Here is a 22,539-nt window from a genome sequence, read left to right as displayed (position 1 = left end):
GCGGCACCCCTCTCCGCTCGGCACTGCACAGCTCTTACGGCGCCTTAATCGCCGTCTGCCACGGTGAATATGCCCTTCCACGGCTCCCCCGGGCCCCTGGAGGGGCTTCCGAGCATCGAGCACCCGGAGAGGGTTCCATGGCACACGCGATGTCCGTAGAGAGCGGTTTCAAGCTGGGGCTGTTCGCGCCCAACGCATCATCCGGCCTGGCCATCACCACGGTCCCCGAACGCTGGTCGGGCAGCTGGGAGGAGAACCTCCGGCTGGCGCGGCTCGCGGACCGGTCGGGCATCGACTTCCTGCTCCCCGTGGGCCGCTGGATCGGCTGGGAGGGGACGGCCTTCCACGACAGCGTCCTGGAGACGGTCACCTGGGCCGCCGGCCTGCTCGCGGCCACCGAGCACATCTCCGTCTTCGCCACGGTGCACAGCGCGCTGCTGCCGCCCGTGGTCGCCGCCAAGCAGCTGGCCACCCTGGACCGGATCGGCGGCGGCCGGGCCGGGCTGAACATCGTCGCCGGCTGGTACCGGGCGGAGTACGAGGCGTTCGGGCTCGACCTGCCGGGCAGCCCCGACCAGCGCTACGCGCACGCGCAGGAGTGGTGGGACGTGGTGAGCCGGCTCTGGAGCAGCGAGGAGCCCTTCGACCACGACGGCACCTTCTTCCCGGGGCTGCGCGGGCTGCACACGAGCCCCCGGCCCGTCGCCGGGCGGCTGCCGGTCATCAACGCGGCCGTGTCCCCGGCGGGCCGCTCCTTCGCCACCCGCAACGCCGACTTCCTGCTGACCGCCACCTTCGATCCGCGGCGGGGCGCCGCGCTGGTGGACAGCGTCGAGGAGGCGGCGGCCCGCGCCGGCGGCCGCCGGGTCGGGGTCCTGTCGAACGCGTACGTGGTGTGCCGTCCCACGCACCGCGAGGCCGAGGAATACCTGCGTCACTACGCGGACGAGAACGCCGACTGGGCCGGTGTGGACACGGTGATGAGCGGCCAGGGAATCAACGCCCAGTCGTTTAGCCAGGAGCAAATAGCGATGTTCCGCCCGCGCTTCGCGGCGGGGCACGGTGGATTCCCGCTGGTCGGCACACCGGATGAAATAGCTGACAGCATCGTCCAGTTCGCCGAAGCCGGCGTTTCCGGCCTCGCGCTGTCGTTTGTCGACTATCTTGGCGAACTTGAGTACTTCTCCGCCGAGGTCCTGCCGCGGCTGGAGAAGGCAGGTGTGCGGCGGACGGTGAGGAGGTAACGGGGCCCGCGGCCCGGCTCGGGGCCGAGCAGTCGTCGATGATCAGGGGGAGTCATTGATATCCGTGCGCATCATGGGAAGTGACGAAGTCAGACGCCGCGCCCTGGAGGAGCGGTTCGCCGGACTCGACGGGTTCGTCGTACGGCCGCACGACCGGGAACCGCTGCCGGAGGTGGAGCTGGTGGTGGCCGCCGTCGACCGGGACAGCATGATGCTGGCGCACCGGTACACGTCGCACCCGTCGGCTCCGCACGCGCCGACGCTCTTCGTCGCGGACGAGCCGTTCAGGGAGCTGTCCGGGGCCATGTGGTTCGGGGCCCGCGGCATCGCCCTGAGCACCGCCCCGGACCGGGAACTGGCCGACGCGGCGCTCCTGGTGACGCAGGGCTGCACCGTCATGGCGGAGGAGGTCCTCCACTGCGACCAGCTCAGCACCGGCAACCTCGCCTTCGAGTGGACGGTCAACCGGGACGCCCGCGCCACGCTCAGCGTCATGTCCGAGCGGGAACGCGAGGTCCTCGCCCTCATCGGCAGCGGCCGGGACAACACCGAGATCGCGGACCTGCTCTGGGTGAGCGTGAACACCGTGCGCTCCCACGTCCAGCGCCTGATGCGGAAACTGGGGCTGCGCAACCGGCTGTGCCTGGTCATCTTCGCTCTCGAACTGGGCCTTGTCGACCTCGACGACACCGTTGTCGCCGGCGCGCGGGCGGCGGCCTCCCTGGCCCGTCAGAAGTGAGCGGTACGCGCGGCGGCCCCGGCACACCAGGTGCCGGGGCCGCCGCCGCGCGCGCCACCGCGTCCGTCACACGCGGTACATGCGCCGCACCACCGCCTGGAGCAGCGGCCGCGGGGTGGCCGCCAGGAAGTAGGGCTGCATACGGTTCATGGCGCCGGGGGTGACGAACGCGCGGCCCTTGGCGACGGCCTTCAGGGCCGGCGCCACGACCTGCTCCGGTGTCAGCCAGGCCATCTTGGGCAGCCCCGCGGTGTCGAGTCCCGCCGCGTCGTGGAACTCCGTGCGGACCAGGCCGGTGCGTACGGTGGTGACGTGGACGCCGCTGCGGCGCGCCTCCATGTACAGGCTCTCCCCGAACGAGCCGAGGAACGCCTTGGAGGCCCCGTACACGGCCGACTTGGGCATCGGCAGCCCGGAGACGATGGAGGAGACGTTGAGGATGCCGCCGTGTCCCCGGCCGCTCATCCGGTCCAGGGCGGCGTGCGTGAGCGCGACCGGCGCCAGCAGGTTGACCCGGATCTGGTGGGTCTCGCGCTCCAGGGACAGCTCGCGGAAGTACCCGGTCGAGCCGTAGCCGGCGCAGTTGACGAGCAGGTCGACCGCGTGGTCGCCCGTCTCGGCCAGCCGCGCGCACGCCGTCTCCAGACCGGCCTCGTCGCCGAGGTCGAGGGCGAGGACGTCCACCCGCACCCCGTGGGCCTCGGCCAGGTCGGCGGCCAGCTGCTTGAGGCGGTCCTCGCGGCGGGCCACCAGGGTCAGGTCGGCACCCGCGCGGGCCAGCCGCACGGCGAACTCCGCGCCGATCCCGCTCGACGCTCCGGTCACGAGGGCATTTCTGTAGGGATAGGACATCTCGGTCTCCAACGGGCCTGGGAGGGAAGGCGGGCGGATACGGCGGGGCGCGGGGACCGGTGCGGGCGAGGCCCGTCGCGGCGGGTACCGTGACGGGCCTCGCGCCGGTGTCACTTGGTCCCGGGCAGCACCGCCTCGGGCAGCGGCAGATCGGCGTCGCCGCGGGCGTAGGACTTGCGGGGGACGAGCGGGCCGGCCAGGGCCGTGGTGACGAGCGCCATCAGCACCATCATGGTGAACATGCGGTCGTCCAGGACGCCCATGCTCACCCCGGCGTTCAGGATGATCAGTTCGGTGAGTCCCCTGGTGTTCATCAGGACCCCGATGACCGAGGAGTCCTTCCAGGTCAGTCCGGCGACGCGGGCCGCCCCGGTGGCGCCGGCCAGCTTGCCGAAGCAGGCGACGGAGACGATCGCGACCAGCTCCAGGGCCCCGGCGCCGCCGAGCCGGGTGACGTCGACGGCGAGGCCGGTGGTGATGAAGAAGATCGGCATCAGCAGGGTGGTGACGTGCTCGAACGGCACGCTCACCGCGGACTTCAGCAGCTTCACCGAGCCCCGGGGCATGACCAGTCCGAAGGTGAACGCCCCGAAGATCGCGTCGAGTCCGATCCGATGGGTGACGAACGCGCACCCGAGGGCGCCGGCCGCGATCAGCGGGAGCAGCCGCGGTGAGACGACGTCGCCGCGTGTCATCGCCCGGACCAGCCGGTGCAGCAGCGGGCGCACGACCGCGACCAGGACGACGGCGTACACCAGGGTGCCGCCGAGCACCGTCCAGACGTGACCGGAGTCGCCGGCCACGGCGATCACCGAGACGAACGCCAGCATGCACCAGGCGAGGGCGTCGCCCACGGCGGCACTGGCCAGGGCGAGGGTGCCGACACGGGTGTGCTGGAGCCGGTGTTCGAGGATGATCCTGGCCAGCACCGGGAAGGCGGTGATGGCCATCGCGGTGCCGACGAAGAGCACGAAGGGTGTCTGTCCCACGGGGTGCCCGGCCACGGTGTCGTGGTTGCCGTACAGCCAGACCGCGAGGGCCACGCCGGTGCCGAAGGGGACGGCGATCGCCGAGAGGGAGATGCCGAGCACGGCGTTCTTGTGGCTGCGGATCTGCCGCAGGTCGATCTCCCACCCGATCAGGAACATGAAGAGCAGGATGCCGATCTGGGAGACGGCCGACAGACCCGCGCGCGCCTCGGGCGGGAACAGCAGGGCGGGCAGGTCCCCCGGGAGCAGGCCGAGCAGGCTGGGGCCGAGGGCGATGCCCGCGAGGATCTCGGCGATCACCGGCGGCTGGCGCAGCCGCCGCAGCAGCGGTACGAGCACGGACCCCGCCACCAGGATGACCGACACCCCCGCGACCGTCTCGGCGAGCACGGTGGCCGGGTCCTGAGCCACCCGCTAGCCCCGCCCGCCGCGCGCCCCGGCACCACCGGCACCACCGGGACCACCGTGCCCGGCGGGACCACCGGGGCCGGGGGTACCACCGGGACCACCGGAGCCAGCGGGGCCACCCGGCCCACCAGCCCCACCAGGCCCACCAGGCCCGCCATGGCCGGCCGCCATCGGCCCCCGCTTCGGGCGGAAGCCCACGATGTGGTGCTTGGTGGCGAGGGCCTGCATCTTCTCCCAGTCCGGCGGGCCCTGCCCGTCGATCAGCGAGCCCAGCTCCTCGAACCAGTTCTCCACGCCGCCCGGGGTGGCGACGCACAGCATCTTGCTCGGGCGGTTCCAGGTGTTCACGAAGGCGTGCCCGACACCGCGCGGTCCGTACACCAGGCTGCCGGCCGGCGCCTTGTGCTTCTCGCCGTCCAGCTCGATCTCGTACTCGCCCTCGACCACGTAGAAGGACTCGTCGACGTCCTCGTGGATGTGGAGCGGCGGGCCGCCGCCGGGCGGGGTCGTCACCTCGAAGAACGAGTAGAGGCCGCCGGTGTCCTCACCGCGGAGCAGCCAGCGCCCCGTCTCGCCGGCCCATCTGATGGGCTTGACGCCGTCCAGTTGGACGACGCGTCCACGCGTAGCCGTCACAGTCCGTCCCTTTCTCCGGGGCCGTATGGATGCGTCGAGTATCGGAACCGCCGTTGCGGCTCCCGGTAAAGCGCCGGATAAGCAGCGGGGACCCGGTCCGGCTTTGCGTTCGCCTCACAGGAACTTTTCGCGGCCGCAGCAGACTCCGACGAGTGCCGGCCGACCGTGGCCGGACACGCGTGAGCACATCGGCTGGAGGGAGCGTGAGTGGCGTGTCGGAGGTGGAACGGCATGGCACCGCCGTCAAGGAGGTGCGCCCGGCGCCGGCCGCCCCGCAGGGGCTGCCGGCCGAGGAGCTGCCGGCCGAGGGGCTGGCGGACCGGACGGCGGAACTCGCCGTCATCAGACAGCGCGTGGTGGAGGGGCTCGACGAGGAGTCCGCACAGCGGCAGCACCGGCTCGGCAAGTCGACCGCGCGGGAGCGGATCGCCCGCCTCCTCGACGCGGGGTCCTTCAACGAGCTGGAGATGTTGCGCAGACACCGCGCGACCGACTTCGGCATGGACGCCAAGCGCCCCTACACGGACGGTGTGATCACCGGCTGGGGCACGGTCGAGGGCCGCCGGGTCTTCGTCTACGCGCACGACTTCGGGATCTTCGGCGGTTCCCTCGGGGAGGCCCACGCCGCCAAGATCCACAAGGTGATGGACCTCGCGGAGAGCGCGGGCGCCCCGCTGATCGGCCTCAACGACGGTGCCGGTGCCCGCATCCAGGAGGGCGTCATGGCCCTGGCCGGCTACGGCGGCATCTTCCGCCGCAACGTCCGGTCCTCCGGGGTGATCCCGCAGATCAGCGTCATGCTCGGCCCCTGCGCTGGCGGCGCCGCCTACTCCCCCGCGCTCACCGACTTCGTGCTGATGACGCGCGGGACGGCGAGCATGTACGTGACCGGGCCGGACGTGATCAAGGCCGTCACCGGCGAGGAGATCGACTTCGAGGGGCTCGGCGGCGCGGAGGTGCACGCCCGCTCCGGTCAGGCGACGACCGTCCACGACGACGAGGACGACGCGTTCGACACCCTGCGCTGGCTGCTGTCGTTCCTGCCGCAGAACAACCGGGAGCTGCCGCCGGAGGTGCCCGCCGACGACCCCGTCGACCGGTCCTGCGACGCCCTCCTCGACCTCGTGCCCAGCTCCCCCAACCAGCCCTACGACGTGCGCCGGGTCATCGAGGAGATCGTCGACCACGGTGAGTTCCTGGAGTTGCAGGAGGCGTGGGCGGGCAACATCGTCATCGGCCTCGCCCGGATCGGCGGGCAGTCCGTCGGTCTGGTCGCCAACCAGCCGCTGGTCCTCGCCGGTGTGCTGGACATAGACGCCTCGCAGAAGGCGGCCCGGTTCATCCGGTTCTGCGACTCGTTCAACATCCCGCTGGTGTCCCTGGTGGACGTCCCCGGCTTCCTGCCCGGCGTCGACCAGGAGCACAACGCCATCATCCGCAACGGGGCCAAGCTGCTGTACGCGTACTGCGAGGCGACGGTGCCCCGCGTGCAGGTCCTGATGCGCAAGGCGTACGGCGGCGCGTACATCGTCATGGACTCGCGGTCCATCGGCACCGACCTCTCCTTCGCCTGGCCCTCCAACGAGGTGGCGGTCATGGGCGCGGAGGCCGCCACCAACGTCATCCACCGCCGGGCCATCTCGGCGGCCGAGGACCCGCACCGGACCCGGGGCGAGCTGGTCGAGGAGTACCGGCGCACGCTGATGCACCCCTACTACGGGGCGGAGCGCGGCCTGGTCGACGACGTCATCGATCCCCGTGACACCCGGTCGGCGATCCACCAGGGGCTGCTGATGCTCCGCTCCAAGCGCGTGGACCTGCCCAAGCGCAAGCACGGCAACTCACCGCTGTGACCGGACGCTCCGCCCGGACCCCGCAATCCGCTCACATCCACAAGGAGAGAGTTCCCATGAGGCACGAGATCACCGGAGAGCCGCGTACCGCGCCCCGCAAGGTCGCGTTCGACGAGGTCCCGGTCAACAAGCACCGGGGCGGCGCCCTGCGCACCCTGCTCGGTCCCGGCAACGTGGGTGCCACCAGCGGCTTCATGGGCCATGCCCGGCTGGAGCCCGGCGAGTACATCAGCGAGCACTACCACCCGTACTCGGAGGAGTTCGTGTACGTGCTCTCCGGGGCGGTCGTCATCCGCCTGGACGGTCAGGAGACCGAGGTCGGTGCCCAGGAAGGCATCCTGGTGCCGATCGAGGTCCGCCACCGGCTGGAGAACCGCGGCGACGTGCCGGCCGAGCTCGTCTACCACCTGGGCCCGCTCGCCCCCCGCCCCGACCTCGGCCACGTGGACACCGAGGAGCTGCCGTTCCCGGGTCTGGCCCCCGCGGGGGAGCCTCGATGAGCGACTGGGGAGCCCTTGTCACCGGCATCGGCGTGGTCGCGCCCGGTGCCGTCGGCCGGGACGCCTACTGGGACCTGCTGACGGCGGGCCGTACCGCCACCCGGGGCATCACCCTGTTCGACGCGACCGGGTTCCGGTCCCGTATCGCGGCGGAGGTCGACTTCGACCCCACGGCGTCGGGCCTCACCCCGGACGAGGTCGCGCGCATGGACCGCGCCGCCCAGTTCGCGGTGGTCGCGGCGCGGGAGGCGCTCGCGGACGCGGGGCTCGGCCCCGGGGACGCGGGCCCGGAGCGCACCGGGGTCAGCATCGGCAGCGCGGTCGGCTGCACCACCCGCCTCGAGGACGAGTACGTGGTGGTCAGCGAGCGCGGCAAGCACTGGGAGGTCGCTCCCGAGCTGGCCACCGAGCACCTCTACCGCGCGCTGGTACCGAGCACCCTGGCGGTCGAGGTGGCCTGGGCGGCGGACGCCGAGGGCCCCTCGACGGTGGTGTCCACGGGCTGCACCTCCGGTCTGGACGCGGTCGCGCACGGCGTCCAGCTGATCTCGGAGGGCTCGGCGGACGTGGTGATCGCCGGCGCGACGGACGCGCCGATCTCCCCGATCACCGTCGCCTGCTTCGACGCCATCGGCGCGACGTCGCGCAACAACGACGACGCGGCGCACGCCTCGCGCCCCTTCCACAAGGACCGCGACGGGTTCGTGCTCGGTGAGGGCTCGGCCGTCCTGGTGCTGGAGAGCAGGGAGCACGCGGCCCGGCGCGGCGCCCGCGCCTACGCCGACATCATCGGCTTCGCGCAGCGCAGCAACGCCTTCCACATGACCGGTCTGAAGCCGGACGGGCTCGACATGGCGGAGGCCATCGAGGTCGCCATGCGACGGGCCGGCATCACCCCCGACATGATCAGCCATGTCAACGCGCACGGTTCGGGCACCGCGCAGAACGACCGTCACGAGACGGCCGCGCTGAAGAGGTCCCTGGGCAAGTCGGTGTACGACGTCCCCGTCAGCTCGATCAAGTCGATGATCGGGCACTCGCTGGGCGCCATCGGGGCCCTGGAGGCCGCCGCCTGCGCGCTGGCGATCGAGCACGACGTCGTGCCGCCCACCGCCAACCTGCGCGAGCAGGACCCGGCGCTCGACCTCGACTACGTGCCGCTGACCGCGCGCGGACACGTCAACGACATCGTGCTGAGCGTGGGCAGCGGATTCGGCGGCTTCCAGTCGGCGATGCTGCTGGCCAGGCCCGGACTCGGAACCAGGAAGTGACGGCATGACCAGGAACCGTCGCACCGTGTTCAGTGGTGTGTCAGTGATCGCTCCCAACGGGTCGACGACCAAGGAGTTCTGGGACGCGACCCTCGACGGCGTCAGCGGGATCGGCCCGGTCCGCTCCTTCGACGCCTCCGGCTATCCGGTCCACGTGGCGGGCGAGGTCGCCGACTTCGCGCCGCGCGAGACGGTCGACGGCCGGCTGATGGTCCAGACGGACCGGTGGACGCAGTTCGGCCTGGTCGCGGCCGGGCGTGCGCTGGAGGACGCGGGCATCGAACCGGAGCGGCTCGACGAGTACGAGATGTCCGTGATCACCGCGACCTCCTCGGGCGGCAACGAGTTCGGGCAGCGGGAGATCGAGAAGCTCTGGGACAAGGGCTCGCGCTTCGTGGGCCCCTACCAGTCCATCGCCTGGTTCTACGCGGCGACCACCGGGCAGATCTCCATCCGGCACGGGATGAAGGGCGCCTGCGGGGTCCTGGTGGGCGAGCAGGCCGGCGGTCTGGACGCCCTGGGGCAGGCGCGCCGCGCCCTGCGCGACGACGCGTCGGTGGTGGTGAGCGGCGGCACCGACGCGCCGCTCGGCCCGTACGCCCTGGCCTGCCACACCTCGGCCGGTCTGATGACCGGCAGCCGGGACCCGGTGCGCGCCTACCGTCCCTTCGACGCCGGGGCGGACGGTTACGTGGCGGGCGAGGGCGGGGCGATCTTCATCGTCGAGGCCGAGGACACCCTGCGCGCCCGGGACGCGGAGCGCGGCTACGGGGTGCTCGCCGGCTACGCGGCGACCTTCGACCCGCGTCCCGGCTCGGGCCGCGAACCCGGGCTGCGGCGCGCCGTCGTGGCGGCCCTCGCCGACGCCCGGGTCGACCCCGCCGATGTCGACGTGGTCTTCGCCGACGGGCTCGGTGTGCCCGAGGCGGACCGTGCGGAGGCGGACGCGATCAACGCCGTGTTCGGTGCGGGGCGGGTGCCGGTGACGGTGCCCAAGTGCCTGGTCGGCCGGTTGCACGCGGGCGGGGCGCCGCTGGACGTGGCGATGGCGCTGCTGTCCATCCGGGACTCCGTCGTCCCGGGCACCCCCACCGTCACCGAACTCGCCCCCGGCATCGGCCTGGACCTTGTCCGTGAGACGCGCCAGACCCCCGTGCGCACCGCGCTCGTCCTGGCCCGCGGTTTCGAGGGCTTCAACGCAGCAGTCGTCGTCAAGGCCTGCTAGGGCGGGCGACTCTCCCCACCGCTCCGGCCGGGCGTTCGGACCGCCCCGGTCGGGCATTTCCAACAGGAAGGCACTGACGTGACCACCTCCGTGATCACCCTGGACGAGTACGCCGAGCTGATCAACCGCGCCTCCGGCGCCGGGATCACCGCCGCGGACCTCGTCGACCCCGCCGTCACCTTCGAGTCGCTCGGCGTCGACTCGCTCGGCGGTCTCGGCGTCGTCTCCGAGCTGGAGCTGCGCCTGGGCCTGGAGCCGGACAGCGGCGCCGACGGCACCCGGACCCCCTTCGAGCTGCTGCTCGGCATCAACCGGCGGCTGGTCGACGAGGGGCTGCTGGCAGAGGGCCGTACCGAGCAGAGCATCGTCATCGACGCGCCCTTCGACGAGGTGTGGCGGCAGACCAACGACGTGGCCGCCTGGCCGGACCTGTTCAGCGAGTACGCCGCGGCGGAGATCCTTCAGACATCCGGGAACACGGTCACCTTCCGGCTCAGCATGCACCCCGACGAGAACGGCACCGTGTGGAGCTGGGTCTCCGAGCGGACGACGGAGCGCGCGACGGGGACGGTGCGGGCCCGCCGGGTGGAGACCGGCCCGTTCGAGTTCATGGACATCGTCTGGACCTACCGCGAGGTCGAGGGCGGCGTCGAGATGCGCTGGACGCAGGAGTTCCGGATGAAGCCGGCGGCTCCGGTGGACACCGCCACGATGACGGCCCGGATCACCACCAACTCCGCGCTGCAGATGGCGCTGATCCGCGGCCGGGTGCAGGAGCGGTCCGGCCTGACCGCCGTCTGACGGCACGCACGCGCAGCTCCACGGGAAAGGGCTGCCGCCGGCGGGGGATGTGCGGCGGCAGCCCTTGGGAGCACTCTAACGCAAAACGTTAGCCAGCAACCTATCTAGTTCGACGTATCTCACTCGCACAGCGAGAGGAGCCTCCATGCAGTACACGCTGATCGTCGCGCGCATGGCCCCGCAGGACAGTGAGCGGGTGGCCGGCATCTGGGCGGAGTCCGACGCCACGGACCTGCCCCACATGGTCGGGGTGAAGCACCGCCGGCTCTTCCGGTTCCAGGGCCTGTACTTCCAGCTCATCGGCTCCGAGGAGGGCGTCGGCGACCGCATCGAGGAGGTGCGCGGCCACCCCCTCTTCCTGGACGTCAACGAGAAGCTCAAGCCGCACATCGACGCCTACGACCCGCTCACCTGGCGCGGCCCCGCCGACGCCATGGCCACGGAGTTCTACTCGTGGAACGCGTGACGCGGGAGACCGGGCCGGAGGAGACCGGGGCGGCGGAGACCGGGACGGTGCGCGTCCTGCGCGGAACGCCCGACGCGCACGAGACGGCCGCCCTCCTCGTCCTGCTCGCCCGGCTCGGCGGCGCCGCCCGCCAGGAGGAGCCGCGGCCGGCCGTCCGGCCCGTCTGGGAACCGTTCACCGAGCACGCCCCGGGCGGCTGGAGGAACACATGATCCGCACCGTCCTCGACATGCGGGTCCGGCCCGGCTGCGCCGAGGAGTTCGAGCGCACCTGGCGCGAGTCCGCCGCGGTGGCCGCCCGCTACCCCGGCTCGCTCGGCCAGACCATGCTGCGCGCCCCCGACGACCCGCTGCTCTACACCATCACGGCGGACTGGTCCTCGCGCGGGGACCTCGCCGGCTACCAGCTCAGCGCGGACCGCGTGGCGCTCTCGGCCGCGCTGGACCGGCTGCGCGAGTCGGCGGCCAAGGCCCTCCTCGAAGTGGTCGCCCACGTCGATCCCGCCGCGCCCGCGGCGTCCGGTTCCGCCCCCGAGAAAGGCATCGCATGACCATCCGCGTCATCATGACCGCGACGATCAGGCCCGAGGACTTCGACGCCTTCGAGAAGGCGTACACCGACGTCACCAGCAAGGTCCGCGGCACCCCCGGGCACATCCGCGACGCGCTGCTGCGCGACACCTCCGACCCCACGAAGTACTCGCTCCTCGCCGAGTGGGAGGACGAGGAGCGGTTCCGTGCCTGGGCCGACGACCCCGAGCACATGCGGCAGTCGGCCGCCATGTTCCCGTTCTGGGCCGACACCTTCCAGCGGTCCGTCCACGAGGTCCGCGCGACGCTCACGTCCTACGAGACGCCGGGCCCGGCGCCCGCGGCCGGTTGAGAGGAGAGTCATGCCCGTCCAGAAGGCGGTGGTGATCGGGGCCGGGATCGGCGGCCTCACCACGGCGATCGGCCTGCGGCAGGCCGGCGTCGACGTCAAGGTGTTCGAGCGCAGGACCGAGCCGAGCCGGCTGCTGACCGGCGGCGGCTTCATGCTGTGGCACAACGCCTTCGTCGCCCTGCGGCAGCTGGGGCTCGACGACCGGGTGAGCAAGGCCAGTTCGGAGATCCTCTTCCACGAGTTCCGCTCCGCGGACGGCCGTACGCTGGCCCGCTGGGCGATCGGTCCCGAGGCCGCCCGCATCGGCGCGCCCGCCGTGGCCCTGCGCCGCTCCGACCTCAACTCCCTCCTGCTGGAGGAGGCCGGTGACACGGTGGTGATGGGCGCGCAGTGCGTCGGTTTCGAGCAGGACGCCGACGGGGTGACGGCCCGCTTCGCGGACGGCTCCGTCGAGCGCGCCGACGTGCTGATCGGCGCCGACGGGATGCGCTCCGCGGTCCGCGGCGCGCTGCGGCACGGGCACGACCTGCCGCCCCGCTACGCCGGCTACACCGCCTGGCAGGCCATCGCCGAGCTGCCGGGCGAGGACATCGTGCCGAGCGGAACCTTCTTCAACCTGTGGGGCAAGGGCGGTCTGCGCTTCCTGTACTGCCGGCTCAACGACCGCGAGGTCTACTGGGACGCCATCACCTCGGACGAGGCGAGCACCGCCTTCGACATGTTCCGCAAGGACAAGCGCGAGGTGATGAGCGAGACGTACGCGTCCTGGCAGGACCCCATCCCCCGCATCCTGGCGGCGACGCGCGACGAGGCGATCCTGCCGATCGACATCGCGGACCGGCCGCCGGCCCGGGACCGGGCGTGGAGCCACGGCCGGGTCGTCCTGGTCGGCGACGCGGCGCACGCCATGACGCTCAACCTCAGCCAGGGCGCCGGACAGGCCATCGAGGACGGGGCGGTCCTCTCCGGCCTGCTCGGCAGGGAGCCGGACCTCGCGACGGCGCTGCGGCGCTACGAGGAACTGCGCAGGCAGCGGGTGGAGTCGATGGTGCGCGGCGCGTACCGCATCGGTGAACTCGGCAAGTGGAAGAGCTCCGTGGCCTGCGGCGCGCGCGACCTGTTCATGCGCGCGTTCTTCGGCACCTTCGCGAAGAAGGGCACCTACCGCCTGATGATGAACTTCGACCACTGACTGCGAAGGGAGGCCGCTGCCGTGTACGTCGACCTCCTGGCGGCGCTGCTCGTCCTGCTCACCGGCGCGCTCGCGGGTGTGCTCGTCGCCGTCGAGATCGCGGTGGTGCCGATGCTGGCGGAGCTGCCGGGCCACCGGTACGTGCAGGTCCACCGGTTGCTCGACCCGCGTTTCGACCCGCTCATGCCGACCGTCGACAAGGTGGCGCTGGGGGTCGGCCTGCTCCTGGTGGTGCTGGCGCCCGGGTGGGCGGCGAAGGGCGCGTTCATCGTGGCGGAGGCGGGCCTGATCGGTGTCGCGCTCGTCTCCGAACTGTCCAACGTACGGATCAACCGGTCCATCGACACCTGGGAGACCGACCGTCTCCCGCAGGGCTGGGCCGAGACCCGCGCCCGGTGGGCCCGCTCCAACCGCAGCCGCACCTGGATCGGTCTGGCGGGCTTCGTCGCGGCGATCGCCGGCACCTGCCTCGTCTGAGGCGGCCGACCGGCATCCGCACACCCGGGCCGGCCGCCCCGCGGCGGACGCCCTCGTCGAGAACAGGGAACGGATCGGATGAGGAAAGTACTGATAGCCAATCGCGGCGAGATAGCGGTACGCGTCGTGCGGGCCTGCCGGGACGCGGGCCTCGCGTCCGTCGCGGTCTACGCCGACCAGGACCGTGACGCGCCGCACGCCCGGCTCGCCGACGAGGCGTTCGCGCTGCGCGGCGGCACGGCGGCGGAGACCTACCTCGACGTGGCCAAGCTGCTGGCCACGGCCGCGGAGTCCGGGGCGGACGCCGTCCACCCCGGGTACGGCTTCCTCTCGGAGGACGCCGGTTTCGCGCGGGCGGTGCTGGCGGCGGGACTCACCTGGATCGGGCCGCCGCCGGAGGCGATCGAGCGGCTCGGTGACAAGGTCGCCGCGCGGGAGATCGCCCGCCGGGTGGACGCGCCGCTGGCGCCCGGCACCGACCGGCCCGTGGAGGGGCCCGAGGAGGTGCTGGAGTTCGCCCGGCTCCACGGTCTGCCGCTGGCCGTCAAGGCGGTGGGCGGCGGCGGCGGACGCGGTCTGAAGGTGGCCCGCACGCTGGAGGAGATCCCCGAGCTGCTGGAGTCGGCGTCGCGGGAGGCGGCGGCCGCGTTCGGGCGGGGCGACTGCTTCGTGGAGAAGTACCTGGACCGGGCGCGGCACATCGAGACGCAGTGCCTGGCGGACCGGCACGGCACCGTCGTGGTGGTCTCCACCCGGGACTGCTCGGTGCAGCGCCGCCACCAGAAGCTGATCGAGGAGGCGCCCGCCCCCTTCCTCACCCCCGAGCAGGAGGAGACGCTGCGGTCGGCGTCCCGGGCGATCCTCGCCGAGGCCGGGTACGTGGGCGCGGGCACCTGCGAGTTCCTGCTCGGCGAGGACGGCACCCTGTCGTTCCTGGAGGTCAACACCCGGCTCCAGGTGGAGCATCCGGTCACCGAGGAGATCACCGGGATCGACCTGGTCCTTGAGCAGTTCCGGATCGCCGACGGGGAGGCGCTCCGCTGCTCGGACCCGGTGCCGCGGCGCGGTCACTCCATCGAGTTCCGGGTCAACGGCGAGGACGTCGGGCGGGGTTTCCTGCCCACGCCCGGCACGGTGACGCGCTGGAGCCCGCCGGCGGGGCCGGGGGTCCGGGTCGACACGGGCATGGTGGAGGGCACCGTGGTCGACGGCGCCTTCGACTCGATGCTCGCCAAGCTGGTCGTCACCGGCGCGGACCGCCGGCAGGCGCTGGCGCGGGCGCGGCGGGCGCTTGAGGAGTTCACGGTCGAGGGGGTGCCGACGACGCTGCCGCTGGCGCGGGCGCTCCTGGACGTCCCGGAGTTCACGGCCGAGGAGCCGGGGACCGGGTTCGCCGTGCACACGCGGTGGCTGGAGACGGACTGCCCGGTGCGGATCGAGCCGTGGGAGGGCGGTGACGCCGGCGACGGCCCGGCGGTCCCTGACCGGCTGTCATACACCGTCGAGGTGGGCGGCCGCCGGCTGGAGGTGGCGCTCCCCCAGGCGCTGGCGGCGGTGGGGCCCGCGGTGGCCGGGCCGGGCGGGAGCGCGCCGCGCCGCAGACCGCGGGCGTCGTCGTCCGCCGCCCGGCCCGACGGGAACGCGCTGAGCAGTCCGATGGTCGGCACCGTGGTGAAGGTGGCCGCCGTGGAGGGCTCGGACGTCGCCGAGGGCGATGTCCTCTTCGTCATCGAGGCGATGAAGATGGAGCAGCAGATCAAGGCCCACCGCGCCGGTGTGGTGCACGCGGTCGGTGTCTCGGTGGGGGCGAGCGTGTCCCGGGGCGCCGCGCTGTGCGAGATCCGCGCGGCGGCGTGAGGGTTTCGAGCACCTGTACCGGCGAGACCCGGGCCCGCACCGGCGGGCCCGGGTCTCGTGGTCACACGGGGACGACGCGGAAGACGGGGATGCCGGGTGCCGCCTGCGCGAAGCTCTCGGGGGACTTGTCGGCGACCACGCCGTTCTTCACGAAGATCCCGGCACCCATGGGCACCTGGGTGGGGAACTGGCGGGCGATCGCCGCCCGTTCGGCGGCGGGGACCTCGACGAGCCGCACCGCGGTGGCCTTGCGGCCGCGGACGAGGGTGCCCTCGCCGGCGGCGCGCACGTTCTTCACCCAGTCCGACTGAGGGAAGGCCTGGAGGATGTACATGCTGCCGTCGACCTTCACCGGGGCGACGGGGTTGGTGAACTCCCGCCCGGAGACACGGCCCTTGACGCGCAGCAGGTGCATGGGGCCGACCGGCAGGCCGATGCCGTGGAACAGCCCCATCATCTTGTTCCCGAACTTCAGGAACGCGGACACCTTCGGACGAGTGGATGTGGACATGCTCTCGCTCATCTCTGTTGCTTCGGGCACGTATCGGTTGTCAGGCGACGCTGCCGGTGGTGGGCGCGGAACACGGGCGGGCCGAGGCCATGGAGCCGCCGGGGCGCACCAGGCCGGTCCGGTAGGCCATGGTGATCACGTCGATGCGGCTGTTCAGGTCCAGCTTGCCCATGAGGCTGTGCACATGGCTCTTGACCGTGGCCCTGCTCAGCTCCAGCGCCGCCGCGATCTCGTCGTTGCTCCAGCCGCGCAGCATGAGCTGGACGACGTCCGTCTCGCGGGCGGTGAGCTGGTCGAAGCGGCGGGCCACGTCGGAGCGGCGCTGCGGTGGCGCGCTCTCCTCGGCATCCGGCCGTCCCGCGGCCACTTGGTAGCCGGACCGCACGAGCCGGATCGCCGGGATCAGGCTCGCCCGGTCGATGCGGTTGACGGGCAGGTCCACGCCGTCCCGGGCGTTCTCCTGCGCTGCCCGCCTCCGGCCCGCGGAGACCGCCAGGACACGGGGCCGGGGAACGCTCCCGGCGAGTGCCTGGACGGCGGACCGGGTGTCGCCGTCGTCGAGGACGACCACGACATGGGGACGGTGCTCGGCGACCATGCGCCGCACGTTGGCGGGGTCCGCCGTGCACCCCACCGCGCGCAGTCCCTCTTCCCCGGACACGACCGCGACGGTCTCGATCCTACTGAAGAGACTGCCGCCCAGTACGACGACCCGCGTCAGCGACCCGTCCTCACTCGGCACGTCAGGTAATTCTCGGCGCACTGAGACTCTCCTCCAGTGATCGGCGCTCGGCCGCCCGGCGGGTTCGCCATGTCCCGGCGTCGAAGACCGGCAGATTCATTACGTAGCGAACTATTTAAGAGTGACATGGGGGTCCTCCCCTGTCAACGCGGGTCCGTCCCCCCTGTCCCCCGCCGCGTCCTCCGTCCCGCCGGGGCGGTTCGGTGACTTCCGCGCCATCGTGGCACCGCCCTTCGGCGCCGCGTCGCCCGTGGCCGGAAACCATGGGTTGTCCTGACCGGAATCCGAGGCCCCGCGCCGGTCAGGGCCCGGCCGGCGCGGGAACCCCGGCACCCTCACACCCGGAGGCCGGCGAGGACCTCGCGGTGGATGTCGAGGGCGGCGGTGGACCGGTTGAGGGTGATGTAGTGCAGCCCCGGAGCGCCCTCGGCGAGCAGTCGCGCGGCCATGGCGGCGGCGTACTCCACGCCGATGCGGTGGCCGTCGGCGGGCCGGTCCCGGGCCGCCTCCAGCCGGTGGGCGAGGTCCTCGGGGAACGCCGCGTGGGAGAGTTCGGCGAAGCGGCGGATCTGCCGGACGTCGGTGGCCGGCATGATCTCCGGGATGATCGGTGTGTCGCAGCCCGCCGCGGCGACCCGGTCCCGCAGCCGCAGATAGTCCTCGACGTGGAAGAACATCTGGGTGATGGCGTAGTCGGCGCCCGCGCGGCACTTGGCGACGAAGTGCCGGATGTCGGACTCCAGGTCGGGCGAGCGCGGGTGCGACTCGGGGAAGGCGGCCACACCGATGGTGAACTCGCCCAGCCCACGCACGAGTTCGATCAGCTCGGCGGCGTGGCGCAGACCGTCCGGGTGCTCCACCCAGGGGCCGTTCGGATCGCCCGGCGGGTCGCCGCGCAGCGCCAGCACGTCGCGGATGCCCGCGTCCGCGTACCGGCCGACGATGTGGCGCAGCTCGGCCACCGAGTGCCCGACCGCCGTGAGGTGCGCGACCGGGCGCAGGGTGGTCTCCGCGGCGATGCGGCGCGTCACGTCGACGGTGCGCTCCCGGGACGAGCCGCCCGCGCCGTAGGTGACGGACACGAAGGACGGCGCGAGGGCCTCCACCCGGCGGACGGTGTCCCACAGCAGGCCGGCGCCCCGGTCGGTCCTGGGCGGGAAGAACTCGAAGGAGAACGACGGCCTGCCGCTGTCGAAGAGGGCGGGTGCCGCGGTCATGAGCGGCCGCCCGCCCCGGGCGCGGCCGTCAGGTGTCCGGCCAGCTCCTCCGCCGCCGACACACCGTAGGCGTCCCGCACCCGCGCCAGCAGGGAGTGGCCCGACAGCGACGGCGGCTGGGAGCCGGTGGACTCAAGGACGGTGGTGGCCACCGCGCTGCCCAGCTGCGCGGCGCGGCGGTGGCCCAGCCCCCAGGCGGTCGCCGCGAGGAACCCGACCCGGAACGCGTCGCCCGCGCCGGTGGGTTCGGCGGGCCCGGCGGGCGGCACGGACTTCACGGTGACCGTACGGCGGCCCGCCCGCTGGACGACGGCCCCCTCGGCCCCGCGGGTGACCACCCAGCTGCCCACCCGCCCCAGGATCTGCTGTTCCGTCCAGCCGGTGCGCTCCTGGACGAGCACGCTCTCGTACTCGTTGGTGAACAGCAGCTCGGGACCCGTGAGCAGCGCGCGCGCCTGATCGCGGTCGAGCCGCGCCAGCTGCTGCGAGGGGTCGGCGACGAAGGGGACGCCCAGCTCGACACACTGACGGGTGTGGAGGACCATGGCCTCGGGGTCGTCGGGGGAGACCACGACGAGGTCGAGGCCGCCCGCCCGCGCCCGCAGCGGCCGCAGGTCGATGTGGCGGGCCTCGCTCATGGCACCCGCGTAGAAGGAGCCGATCTGGTTGTGGTCGGCGTCGGTGGTGCAGACGAACCGCGCGGTGTGCAGCCGCTCGCTCACCCGGACCGAGGCGGTGTCGACCCCCCGCCGCTCCAGCCGGGCGCGGTACCGCTCGAACCCCTCGCCGACCGCGCCGACGAGGTACGGCCGCAGCCCGAGCAGCCCGAGGCCGTGGGCGATGTTGGCGGCCACTCCCCCGGGACGTATCTCCAGCTCGTCCACGAGGAACGACAGCGACACCTTGTCGAGGCTGCCGGCGAGGAACTGTTCGCTGAACCTGCCCGGATAGACCATGAGATGGTCCTCGGCGATCGAACCCGTCACGGCGATCTTCATCACTTGCCCCTGCCTCGTGGCTCGGAAGTCGGCGGTGGCGTACCGGCGCGAACCGGGCCGCCGCCGTCATCATTCGGTCCCGCGCTTAAGCCGGGATAAGACGAGGCCACCACCGCGCCTCTTTCGTGCCAGAGCGGCGGATCCGCGGCGGGCCGTCTGGGTAGCCTCGGGCTGGCGGAGCGGATCTCCTCCGCTCTCGACTCCCCTTTGCCTGCTGGAGGTTGAAGCCGTGCGAGGAACAGTCGCCCTGGTCACCGGGGCCGCGGGCGGGATCGGAGAGGCCGTCGTCCGGCTGCTCGCCGGGCGCGGAGCCGAGGTGGCCGCCGTCGACCTGGACGGGGCGCGTGTGAGCGCGCTGGCGGAGCGGTCGCGCGCCGAGGGCGCAAAGGTGACGGCCTTCACGGCGGATGTCACGTCGAGTGCGGCCGTGGACCGCCTCGTCGACGAGGTGGAGCACCGGATCGGCCCGGTGCTGCATCTGGTGAACGCCGCGGGAGTGCTGCGTACGGGCCGGGCGCACGCCCTGTCCGACGAGGACTGGAACGCCACGCTGGCCGTGAACGCCACCGGCGTCTTCCACGTGTCGCGCGCCGTGGCGAACCGCATGGTCCCCCGTCGGCGGGGCGCGATCGTCACCGTGGCGTCCAACGCCGCGGGCACCGCGCGGGCGGACATGGCGGCCTATGCTGCGTCCAAGGCCGCGGCCACCGCGTACACCAAGTGCCTGGGTCTTGAGGTCGCGCACGCCGGCATCCGCTGCAACGTGGTGGCGCCGGGCTCCACCGACACCCCGATGCTGCGCGGCATGCACACCGACGGCGCCGCCGTCGCCGCCTCCGTCGCGGGCAGCCCGGAGCAGTTCCGGGTCGGCATCCCGCTGGGCAAGGTGGCCCGGCCGGAGGACATCGCGCGGACCGTCGCCTTCCTGCTGTCGGAGGACGCCGGGCACATCACCATGCACGAACTGACCGTGGACGGCGGGGCCACCCTCGGCGTCTGAGAGCGAAAGGCAACGGCCCCATGACCGGCATCCCTCCCGTCGACCCCTATCCCCTGCCCACCGCGGACCAGCTCCCCGAGAACACGGCCGGCTGGCGGCTCGACCCCGGGCGCGCGGTACTGCTCCTGCACGACATGCAGGAGTACTTCCTGCGCCCCTTCCCGCGCACCGCCGAACCCGGCCGATCCATGGTCCGCAACACGGCGCGGCTGCGCGCACGGGCCAGGGCCCTGGACGTCCCCGTCGCCTACACCGCGCAGCCCGGCGACATGACCCCGGAGCAGCGCGGGCTCCTCGCGGACTTCTGGGGCCCCGGCATGCGGGCCACGCCCGAACACCGCGCGGTGGTCCCCCCGCTGGAGCCGGACGACGGCGACTGGACGTTCACCAAGTGGCGCTACAGCGCCTTCTTCAGGACGGACCTGCTGGACCGGATGCGCGCGCACGGCCGGGACCAGTTGGTGCTCTGCGGGGTGTACGCGCACGTGGGCGTGTTGATGACGGCGGTGGAGGCGTACACCAACGACATCCAGCCGTTCGTGGTGGCCGACGCGGTGGCGGACTTCTCCGCGCACTACCACCGGATGGCCCTCACCTACGCCGCCGAGCGCGCCGCGCGGGTCGTCACGGCCGACGCGGCCCTGGCCGACCTCGACGACCACCGCGGCAGCGCGCTGAGCGCGACCTGAGCGGGAGGCGACCATGACGCGAACGGGGGGCGCGGCGCTGCTGTCGCGCATTCTCGACGGCGCGGAGGAGACGTTCGCGCTCCTGCACCGTCCCGAGGTGTCGGGCGACGACACGCTCGACGTACTGGCCGGTGAGGTGACCGAAGCCGGCGCCCTCGCCGACCTCGACCTCGACACCGCGCCGGGCGGGGGCGCCGGCCAGGAGCTGCTGGTGCTGATCCCGTACCGGCAGCTGGCCGAACGGGGCTTCGAGGCCCCCGACGACGGCCACCCGCTGCTCGCGATGCGGGTCCGCGACCAGGGCACGGTGGGGCTGCGCGAGCACCTGCCGCTGCTGCCGGACGACCCGGTGCGGACGGTCGAGGGCCGGTTCGACATCGACGACGACGAGTACGCCGAGACGGTGCGCAGGATCGTCACCGACGAGATCGGCCGGGGCGAGGGCGCCAACTTCGTGGTGAAGCGGTCCTTCACCGCCCGGCTGCCCGGCTTCGGCCCGCGGGCCGCGCTGTCCTTCTTCCGCCGGCTCGTCGAACGGGAGGCGGGCGCGTACTGGACCTTCCTGATCCGGGCCGGTGAGCGGACGTTCGTGGGGGCCACCCCCGAGCGGCACATCAGCGTCCGGGACGGGCGGGCGGTGATGAACCCGGTCAGCGGCACCTACCGCTACCCCGCCTCCGGCCCCGACCTGGCCGGTGTGATGGCCTTCCTCGCCGACCCCAAGGAGGCCGACGAGCTGTACATGGTCGTCGACGAGGAGCTGAAGATGATGGGCCGGATCTGCCCCGGCGGGGGCCGTCTGACGGGCCCGTACCTGAAGGAGATGGCCCACCTCGCCCACACCGAGTACCTCATCGAGGGCCGGACCGACCTCGACGTGCGTCACGTCCTGCGCGAGACGCTGTTCGCGCCGACGGTGACCGGGTCCCCGCTGGAGAGCGCCGCCCGGGTCATCAGCCGCTACGAGCCGCGGGGGCGCGGCTACTACAGCGGGGTGGCCGCGCTCGTCGGACGGGACGCCGCGGGCGGCCGCACCCTGGACTCCGCGGTCCTGATCCGCACCGCCGACATCGACACCGCCGGGACGCTGCGGATCGGGGTGGGCGCGACGCTGGTGCGCCCAACCCGACCCCGTCCGGGAGGCACGGGAGACCCGGGCCAAGGCCGCCGGACTGCTGGCGGCGCTCGGCGGCGGACCGGCCCGGTTCGCCTCGCACCCGGCGGTGCGCGCGGCGCTCGACGCCCGCAACGACGGCATGGCCCGGTTCTGGCTGAAGGACCGGGCCGGTGCCGCGCCCCGCACCGGGCCCCCGGCCGGCCGCAGCGTCCTGGTGGTCGACGCCGAGGACACCTTCACCGAGATGATCGCCCACCAGATCAGGTCGCTCGGCTGCGAGACGGTGGTGCGGCGCTTCGACGAGCCGTACGACGTCCACGGCTACGACCTGGTGGTCATGGGCCCGGGGCCGGGCGACCCGCGGCAGGCGGCGCACCCGAAGATCGCACACCTGCGGTCGGGGCTGGTCCGGCTGCTGCGCGAGCGGCGGCCCTTCCTCGCCGTGTGCCTGAGCCACCAGGTGCTCAGCACCCTCCTTGACCTGCCCCTGCGGCGCCGCGAGCTCCCCAACCAGGGGGCCCGGCACACCATCGACCTGTTCGGGCTGTTCGGCGGCAGGGCGCGGGTGGGTTTCTACAACACCTACGCCGCCCGGTGGGGCGCGGACTCCTTCACCCACCCGCTGTGCGGGCCGGTCGAGGTGAGCCGGGACGCGGCGACGGACGAGGTGCACGCGCTGCGGGCGGGCCGGTTCGCGTCGGTGCAGTTCCACGCCGAGTCCGTGCTGACCGAGGACGGCCCGGACATCCTCGGCGCGCTGCTGCGGCACGTGTCCGGCCCGCCGCCCGCCGCGCACGTCCCGGTGCGCGAGCCGTACGGGAGTCTGCTGCCCCGGCCGTGACCGGCGCCGCCGGCCGGGGCGCTCGTGCCGCG

At 72.8% G+C, this 22,539-nt stretch carries 23 protein-coding genes and 1 pseudogene; 17 read left to right on the top strand and 7 right to left on the bottom strand.

The window, feature by feature from the left end; genetic code table 11:
- Positions 1-137: 137 nt before the first annotated feature.
- Complete coding sequence (locus tag UW392_RS60280) at positions 138-1,244, top strand: LLM class flavin-dependent oxidoreductase (protein ID WP_320783997.1); 1,107 nt, start codon at positions 138-140, stop codon at positions 1,242-1,244.
- A 73-nt stretch (positions 1,245-1,317) separates the two neighbouring features.
- Entirely contained in the window at positions 1,318-1,983 is a 666-nt protein-coding gene (locus UW392_RS60275; protein ID WP_320783996.1) for a response regulator transcription factor, read from the top strand.
- Between the two features lie 66 nt (positions 1,984-2,049).
- Here the strand turns inward: UW392_RS60275 and UW392_RS60270 are convergent, their stop codons facing one another.
- From UW392_RS60270 to UW392_RS60260, 3 genes are all read right to left on the bottom strand, one after another.
- Positions 2,050-2,808 (bottom strand): SDR family oxidoreductase, encoded by a 759-nt coding sequence (locus tag UW392_RS60270; protein ID WP_320783995.1) that lies wholly within the window; start codon positions 2,806-2,808, stop codon positions 2,050-2,052.
- A 137-nt stretch (positions 2,809-2,945) separates the two neighbouring features.
- The gene (locus UW392_RS60265; protein ID WP_320783994.1) at positions 2,946-4,235 is read right to left on the bottom strand and encodes a cation:proton antiporter; all 1,290 of its coding nucleotides are present in this window, start codon (positions 4,233-4,235) and stop codon (positions 2,946-2,948) included.
- Between the two features lie 3 nt (positions 4,236-4,238).
- The gene (locus UW392_RS60260; RefSeq protein ID WP_320783993.1) at positions 4,239-4,868 is read right to left on the bottom strand and encodes a cupin domain-containing protein; all 630 of its coding nucleotides are present in this window, start codon (positions 4,866-4,868) and stop codon (positions 4,239-4,241) included.
- Between the two features lie 281 nt (positions 4,869-5,149).
- Between UW392_RS60260 and UW392_RS60255 the strand changes: the two genes are divergently transcribed.
- From UW392_RS60255 to UW392_RS60200, 12 genes are all read left to right on the top strand, one after another.
- Positions 5,150-6,721: an acyl-CoA carboxylase subunit beta gene (locus tag UW392_RS60255; RefSeq protein WP_414497594.1), complete on the top strand. Its 1,572-nt coding sequence runs from the start codon at positions 5,150-5,152 to the stop codon at positions 6,719-6,721.
- Between the two features lie 56 nt (positions 6,722-6,777).
- Entirely contained in the window at positions 6,778-7,221 is a 444-nt protein-coding gene (locus tag UW392_RS60250; protein WP_320783992.1) for a cupin domain-containing protein, read from the top strand.
- Positions 7,218-8,492, top strand: coding sequence for a beta-ketoacyl-[acyl-carrier-protein] synthase family protein (locus tag UW392_RS60245; protein ID WP_320783991.1), 1,275 nt, complete (start codon positions 7,218-7,220; stop codon positions 8,490-8,492). The genes UW392_RS60250 and UW392_RS60245 overlap by 4 nt, the downstream gene beginning before the upstream one ends.
- Before the next feature lie 4 nt (positions 8,493-8,496).
- Positions 8,497-9,717, top strand: coding sequence for a ketosynthase chain-length factor (locus UW392_RS60240; RefSeq protein ID WP_320783990.1), 1,221 nt, complete (start codon positions 8,497-8,499; stop codon positions 9,715-9,717).
- 336 nt (positions 9,718-10,053) lie between these two features.
- Positions 10,054-10,518, top strand: coding sequence for an SRPBCC family protein (locus UW392_RS60235; protein ID WP_320784027.1), 465 nt, complete (start codon positions 10,054-10,056; stop codon positions 10,516-10,518).
- 145 nt (positions 10,519-10,663) lie between these two features.
- Positions 10,664-10,984 (top strand): TcmI family type II polyketide cyclase, encoded by a 321-nt coding sequence (locus tag UW392_RS60230; RefSeq protein WP_320783989.1) that lies wholly within the window; start codon positions 10,664-10,666, stop codon positions 10,982-10,984.
- The gene (locus tag UW392_RS60225; RefSeq protein ID WP_320783988.1) at positions 10,972-11,196 is read left to right on the top strand and encodes an acyl-CoA carboxylase epsilon subunit; all 225 of its coding nucleotides are present in this window, start codon (positions 10,972-10,974) and stop codon (positions 11,194-11,196) included. Before UW392_RS60230 ends, UW392_RS60225 begins: the two co-directional genes overlap by 13 nt.
- A complete protein-coding gene (locus tag UW392_RS60220) occupies positions 11,193-11,534 on the top strand; it encodes an antibiotic biosynthesis monooxygenase family protein (protein ID WP_320783987.1) in 342 nt (113 codons plus the stop codon). The genes UW392_RS60225 and UW392_RS60220 overlap by 4 nt, the downstream gene beginning before the upstream one ends.
- Positions 11,531-11,866: an antibiotic biosynthesis monooxygenase family protein gene (locus tag UW392_RS60215; protein ID WP_320783986.1), complete on the top strand. Its 336-nt coding sequence runs from the start codon at positions 11,531-11,533 to the stop codon at positions 11,864-11,866. The genes UW392_RS60220 and UW392_RS60215 overlap by 4 nt, the downstream gene beginning before the upstream one ends.
- A gap of 10 nt (positions 11,867-11,876) precedes the next feature.
- A complete protein-coding gene (locus tag UW392_RS60210) occupies positions 11,877-13,058 on the top strand; it encodes an FAD-dependent monooxygenase (protein ID WP_320783985.1) in 1,182 nt (393 codons plus the stop codon).
- 21 nt (positions 13,059-13,079) lie between these two features.
- Positions 13,080-13,535: a hypothetical protein gene (locus UW392_RS60205; protein WP_320783984.1), complete on the top strand. Its 456-nt coding sequence runs from the start codon at positions 13,080-13,082 to the stop codon at positions 13,533-13,535.
- Positions 13,536-13,613: 78 nt separating this feature from the next.
- A complete protein-coding gene (locus UW392_RS60200; RefSeq protein WP_320783983.1) occupies positions 13,614-15,392 on the top strand; it encodes an acetyl/propionyl/methylcrotonyl-CoA carboxylase subunit alpha in 1,779 nt (592 codons plus the stop codon).
- A 61-nt stretch (positions 15,393-15,453) separates the two neighbouring features.
- Here UW392_RS60200 and UW392_RS60195 read toward each other — a convergent pair whose 3' ends face one another.
- From UW392_RS60195 to UW392_RS60180, 4 genes are all read right to left on the bottom strand, one after another.
- Entirely contained in the window at positions 15,454-15,903 is a 450-nt protein-coding gene (locus UW392_RS60195; RefSeq protein ID WP_320783982.1) for a nitroreductase/quinone reductase family protein, read from the bottom strand.
- A gap of 40 nt (positions 15,904-15,943) precedes the next feature.
- Positions 15,944-16,564, bottom strand: coding sequence for a response regulator transcription factor (locus tag UW392_RS60190; protein WP_320783981.1), 621 nt, complete (start codon positions 16,562-16,564; stop codon positions 15,944-15,946).
- A 416-nt stretch (positions 16,565-16,980) separates the two neighbouring features.
- Positions 16,981-17,862, bottom strand: a complete 882-nt coding sequence (metF, locus tag UW392_RS60185) for a methylenetetrahydrofolate reductase [NAD(P)H] (protein ID WP_320783980.1) — start codon at positions 17,860-17,862, stop codon at positions 16,981-16,983.
- Positions 17,859-18,860: a carbohydrate kinase family protein gene (locus UW392_RS60180; RefSeq protein WP_320783979.1), complete on the bottom strand. Its 1,002-nt coding sequence runs from the start codon at positions 18,858-18,860 to the stop codon at positions 17,859-17,861. Before UW392_RS60180 ends, metF begins: the two co-directional genes overlap by 4 nt.
- A gap of 229 nt (positions 18,861-19,089) precedes the next feature.
- Here UW392_RS60180 and UW392_RS60175 point away from each other — a divergent pair, with 229 nt between their 5' ends.
- The 3 genes and pseudogenes from UW392_RS60175 to UW392_RS60165 all read left to right on the top strand — a co-directional run bounded on the left by UW392_RS60175 (position 19,090) and on the right by UW392_RS60165 (position 22,507).
- Complete coding sequence (locus tag UW392_RS60175) at positions 19,090-19,860, top strand: 2,3-dihydro-2,3-dihydroxybenzoate dehydrogenase (RefSeq protein WP_320783978.1); 771 nt, start codon at positions 19,090-19,092, stop codon at positions 19,858-19,860.
- A gap of 20 nt (positions 19,861-19,880) precedes the next feature.
- Positions 19,881-20,549: an isochorismatase family protein gene (locus tag UW392_RS60170; RefSeq protein WP_320783977.1), complete on the top strand. Its 669-nt coding sequence runs from the start codon at positions 19,881-19,883 to the stop codon at positions 20,547-20,549.
- Positions 20,550-20,562: 13 nt separating this feature from the next.
- Positions 20,563-22,507: pseudogene (locus tag UW392_RS60165) on the top strand (anthranilate synthase family protein).
- Positions 22,508-22,539 lie beyond the last annotated feature (32 nt).

The organism is Streptomyces sp. CRN 30 (genome assembly GCF_034105845.1).
This window is presented reverse-complemented; position numbering and strand designations above follow the sequence as displayed.

What these genes read in the sequence shown, in the direction of transcription:
- UW392_RS60280 (WP_320783997.1), top strand. Translation starts at nt 138, where the DNA reads ATGGCACACGCGATGTCCGTAGAGAGCGGTTTCAAGCTGGGGCTGTTC.
- UW392_RS60275 (WP_320783996.1), top strand. Translation starts at nt 1,318, where the DNA reads ATGGGAAGTGACGAAGTCAGACGCCGCGCCCTGGAGGAGCGGTTCGCC.
- UW392_RS60250 (WP_320783992.1), top strand. Translation starts at nt 6,778, where the DNA reads ATGAGGCACGAGATCACCGGAGAGCCGCGTACCGCGCCCCGCAAGGTC.
- UW392_RS60245 (WP_320783991.1), top strand. Translation starts at nt 7,218, where the DNA reads ATGAGCGACTGGGGAGCCCTTGTCACCGGCATCGGCGTGGTCGCGCCC.
- UW392_RS60240 (WP_320783990.1), top strand. Translation starts at nt 8,497, where the DNA reads ATGACCAGGAACCGTCGCACCGTGTTCAGTGGTGTGTCAGTGATCGCT.
- UW392_RS60230 (WP_320783989.1), top strand. Translation starts at nt 10,664, where the DNA reads ATGCAGTACACGCTGATCGTCGCGCGCATGGCCCCGCAGGACAGTGAG.
- UW392_RS60220 (WP_320783987.1), top strand. Translation starts at nt 11,193, where the DNA reads ATGATCCGCACCGTCCTCGACATGCGGGTCCGGCCCGGCTGCGCCGAG.
- UW392_RS60215 (WP_320783986.1), top strand. Translation starts at nt 11,531, where the DNA reads ATGACCATCCGCGTCATCATGACCGCGACGATCAGGCCCGAGGACTTC.
- UW392_RS60210 (WP_320783985.1), top strand. Translation starts at nt 11,877, where the DNA reads ATGCCCGTCCAGAAGGCGGTGGTGATCGGGGCCGGGATCGGCGGCCTC.
- UW392_RS60200 (WP_320783983.1), top strand. Translation starts at nt 13,614, where the DNA reads ATGAGGAAAGTACTGATAGCCAATCGCGGCGAGATAGCGGTACGCGTC.
- UW392_RS60195 (WP_320783982.1), bottom strand. Translation starts at nt 15,903, where the DNA reads ATGTCCACATCCACTCGTCCGAAGGTGTCCGCGTTCCTGAAGTTCGGG.
- metF (WP_320783980.1), bottom strand. Translation starts at nt 17,862, where the DNA reads ATGACCGCGGCACCCGCCCTCTTCGACAGCGGCAGGCCGTCGTTCTCC.
- UW392_RS60180 (WP_320783979.1), bottom strand. Translation starts at nt 18,860, where the DNA reads ATGAAGATCGCCGTGACGGGTTCGATCGCCGAGGACCATCTCATGGTC.
- UW392_RS60170 (WP_320783977.1), top strand. Translation starts at nt 19,881, where the DNA reads ATGACCGGCATCCCTCCCGTCGACCCCTATCCCCTGCCCACCGCGGAC.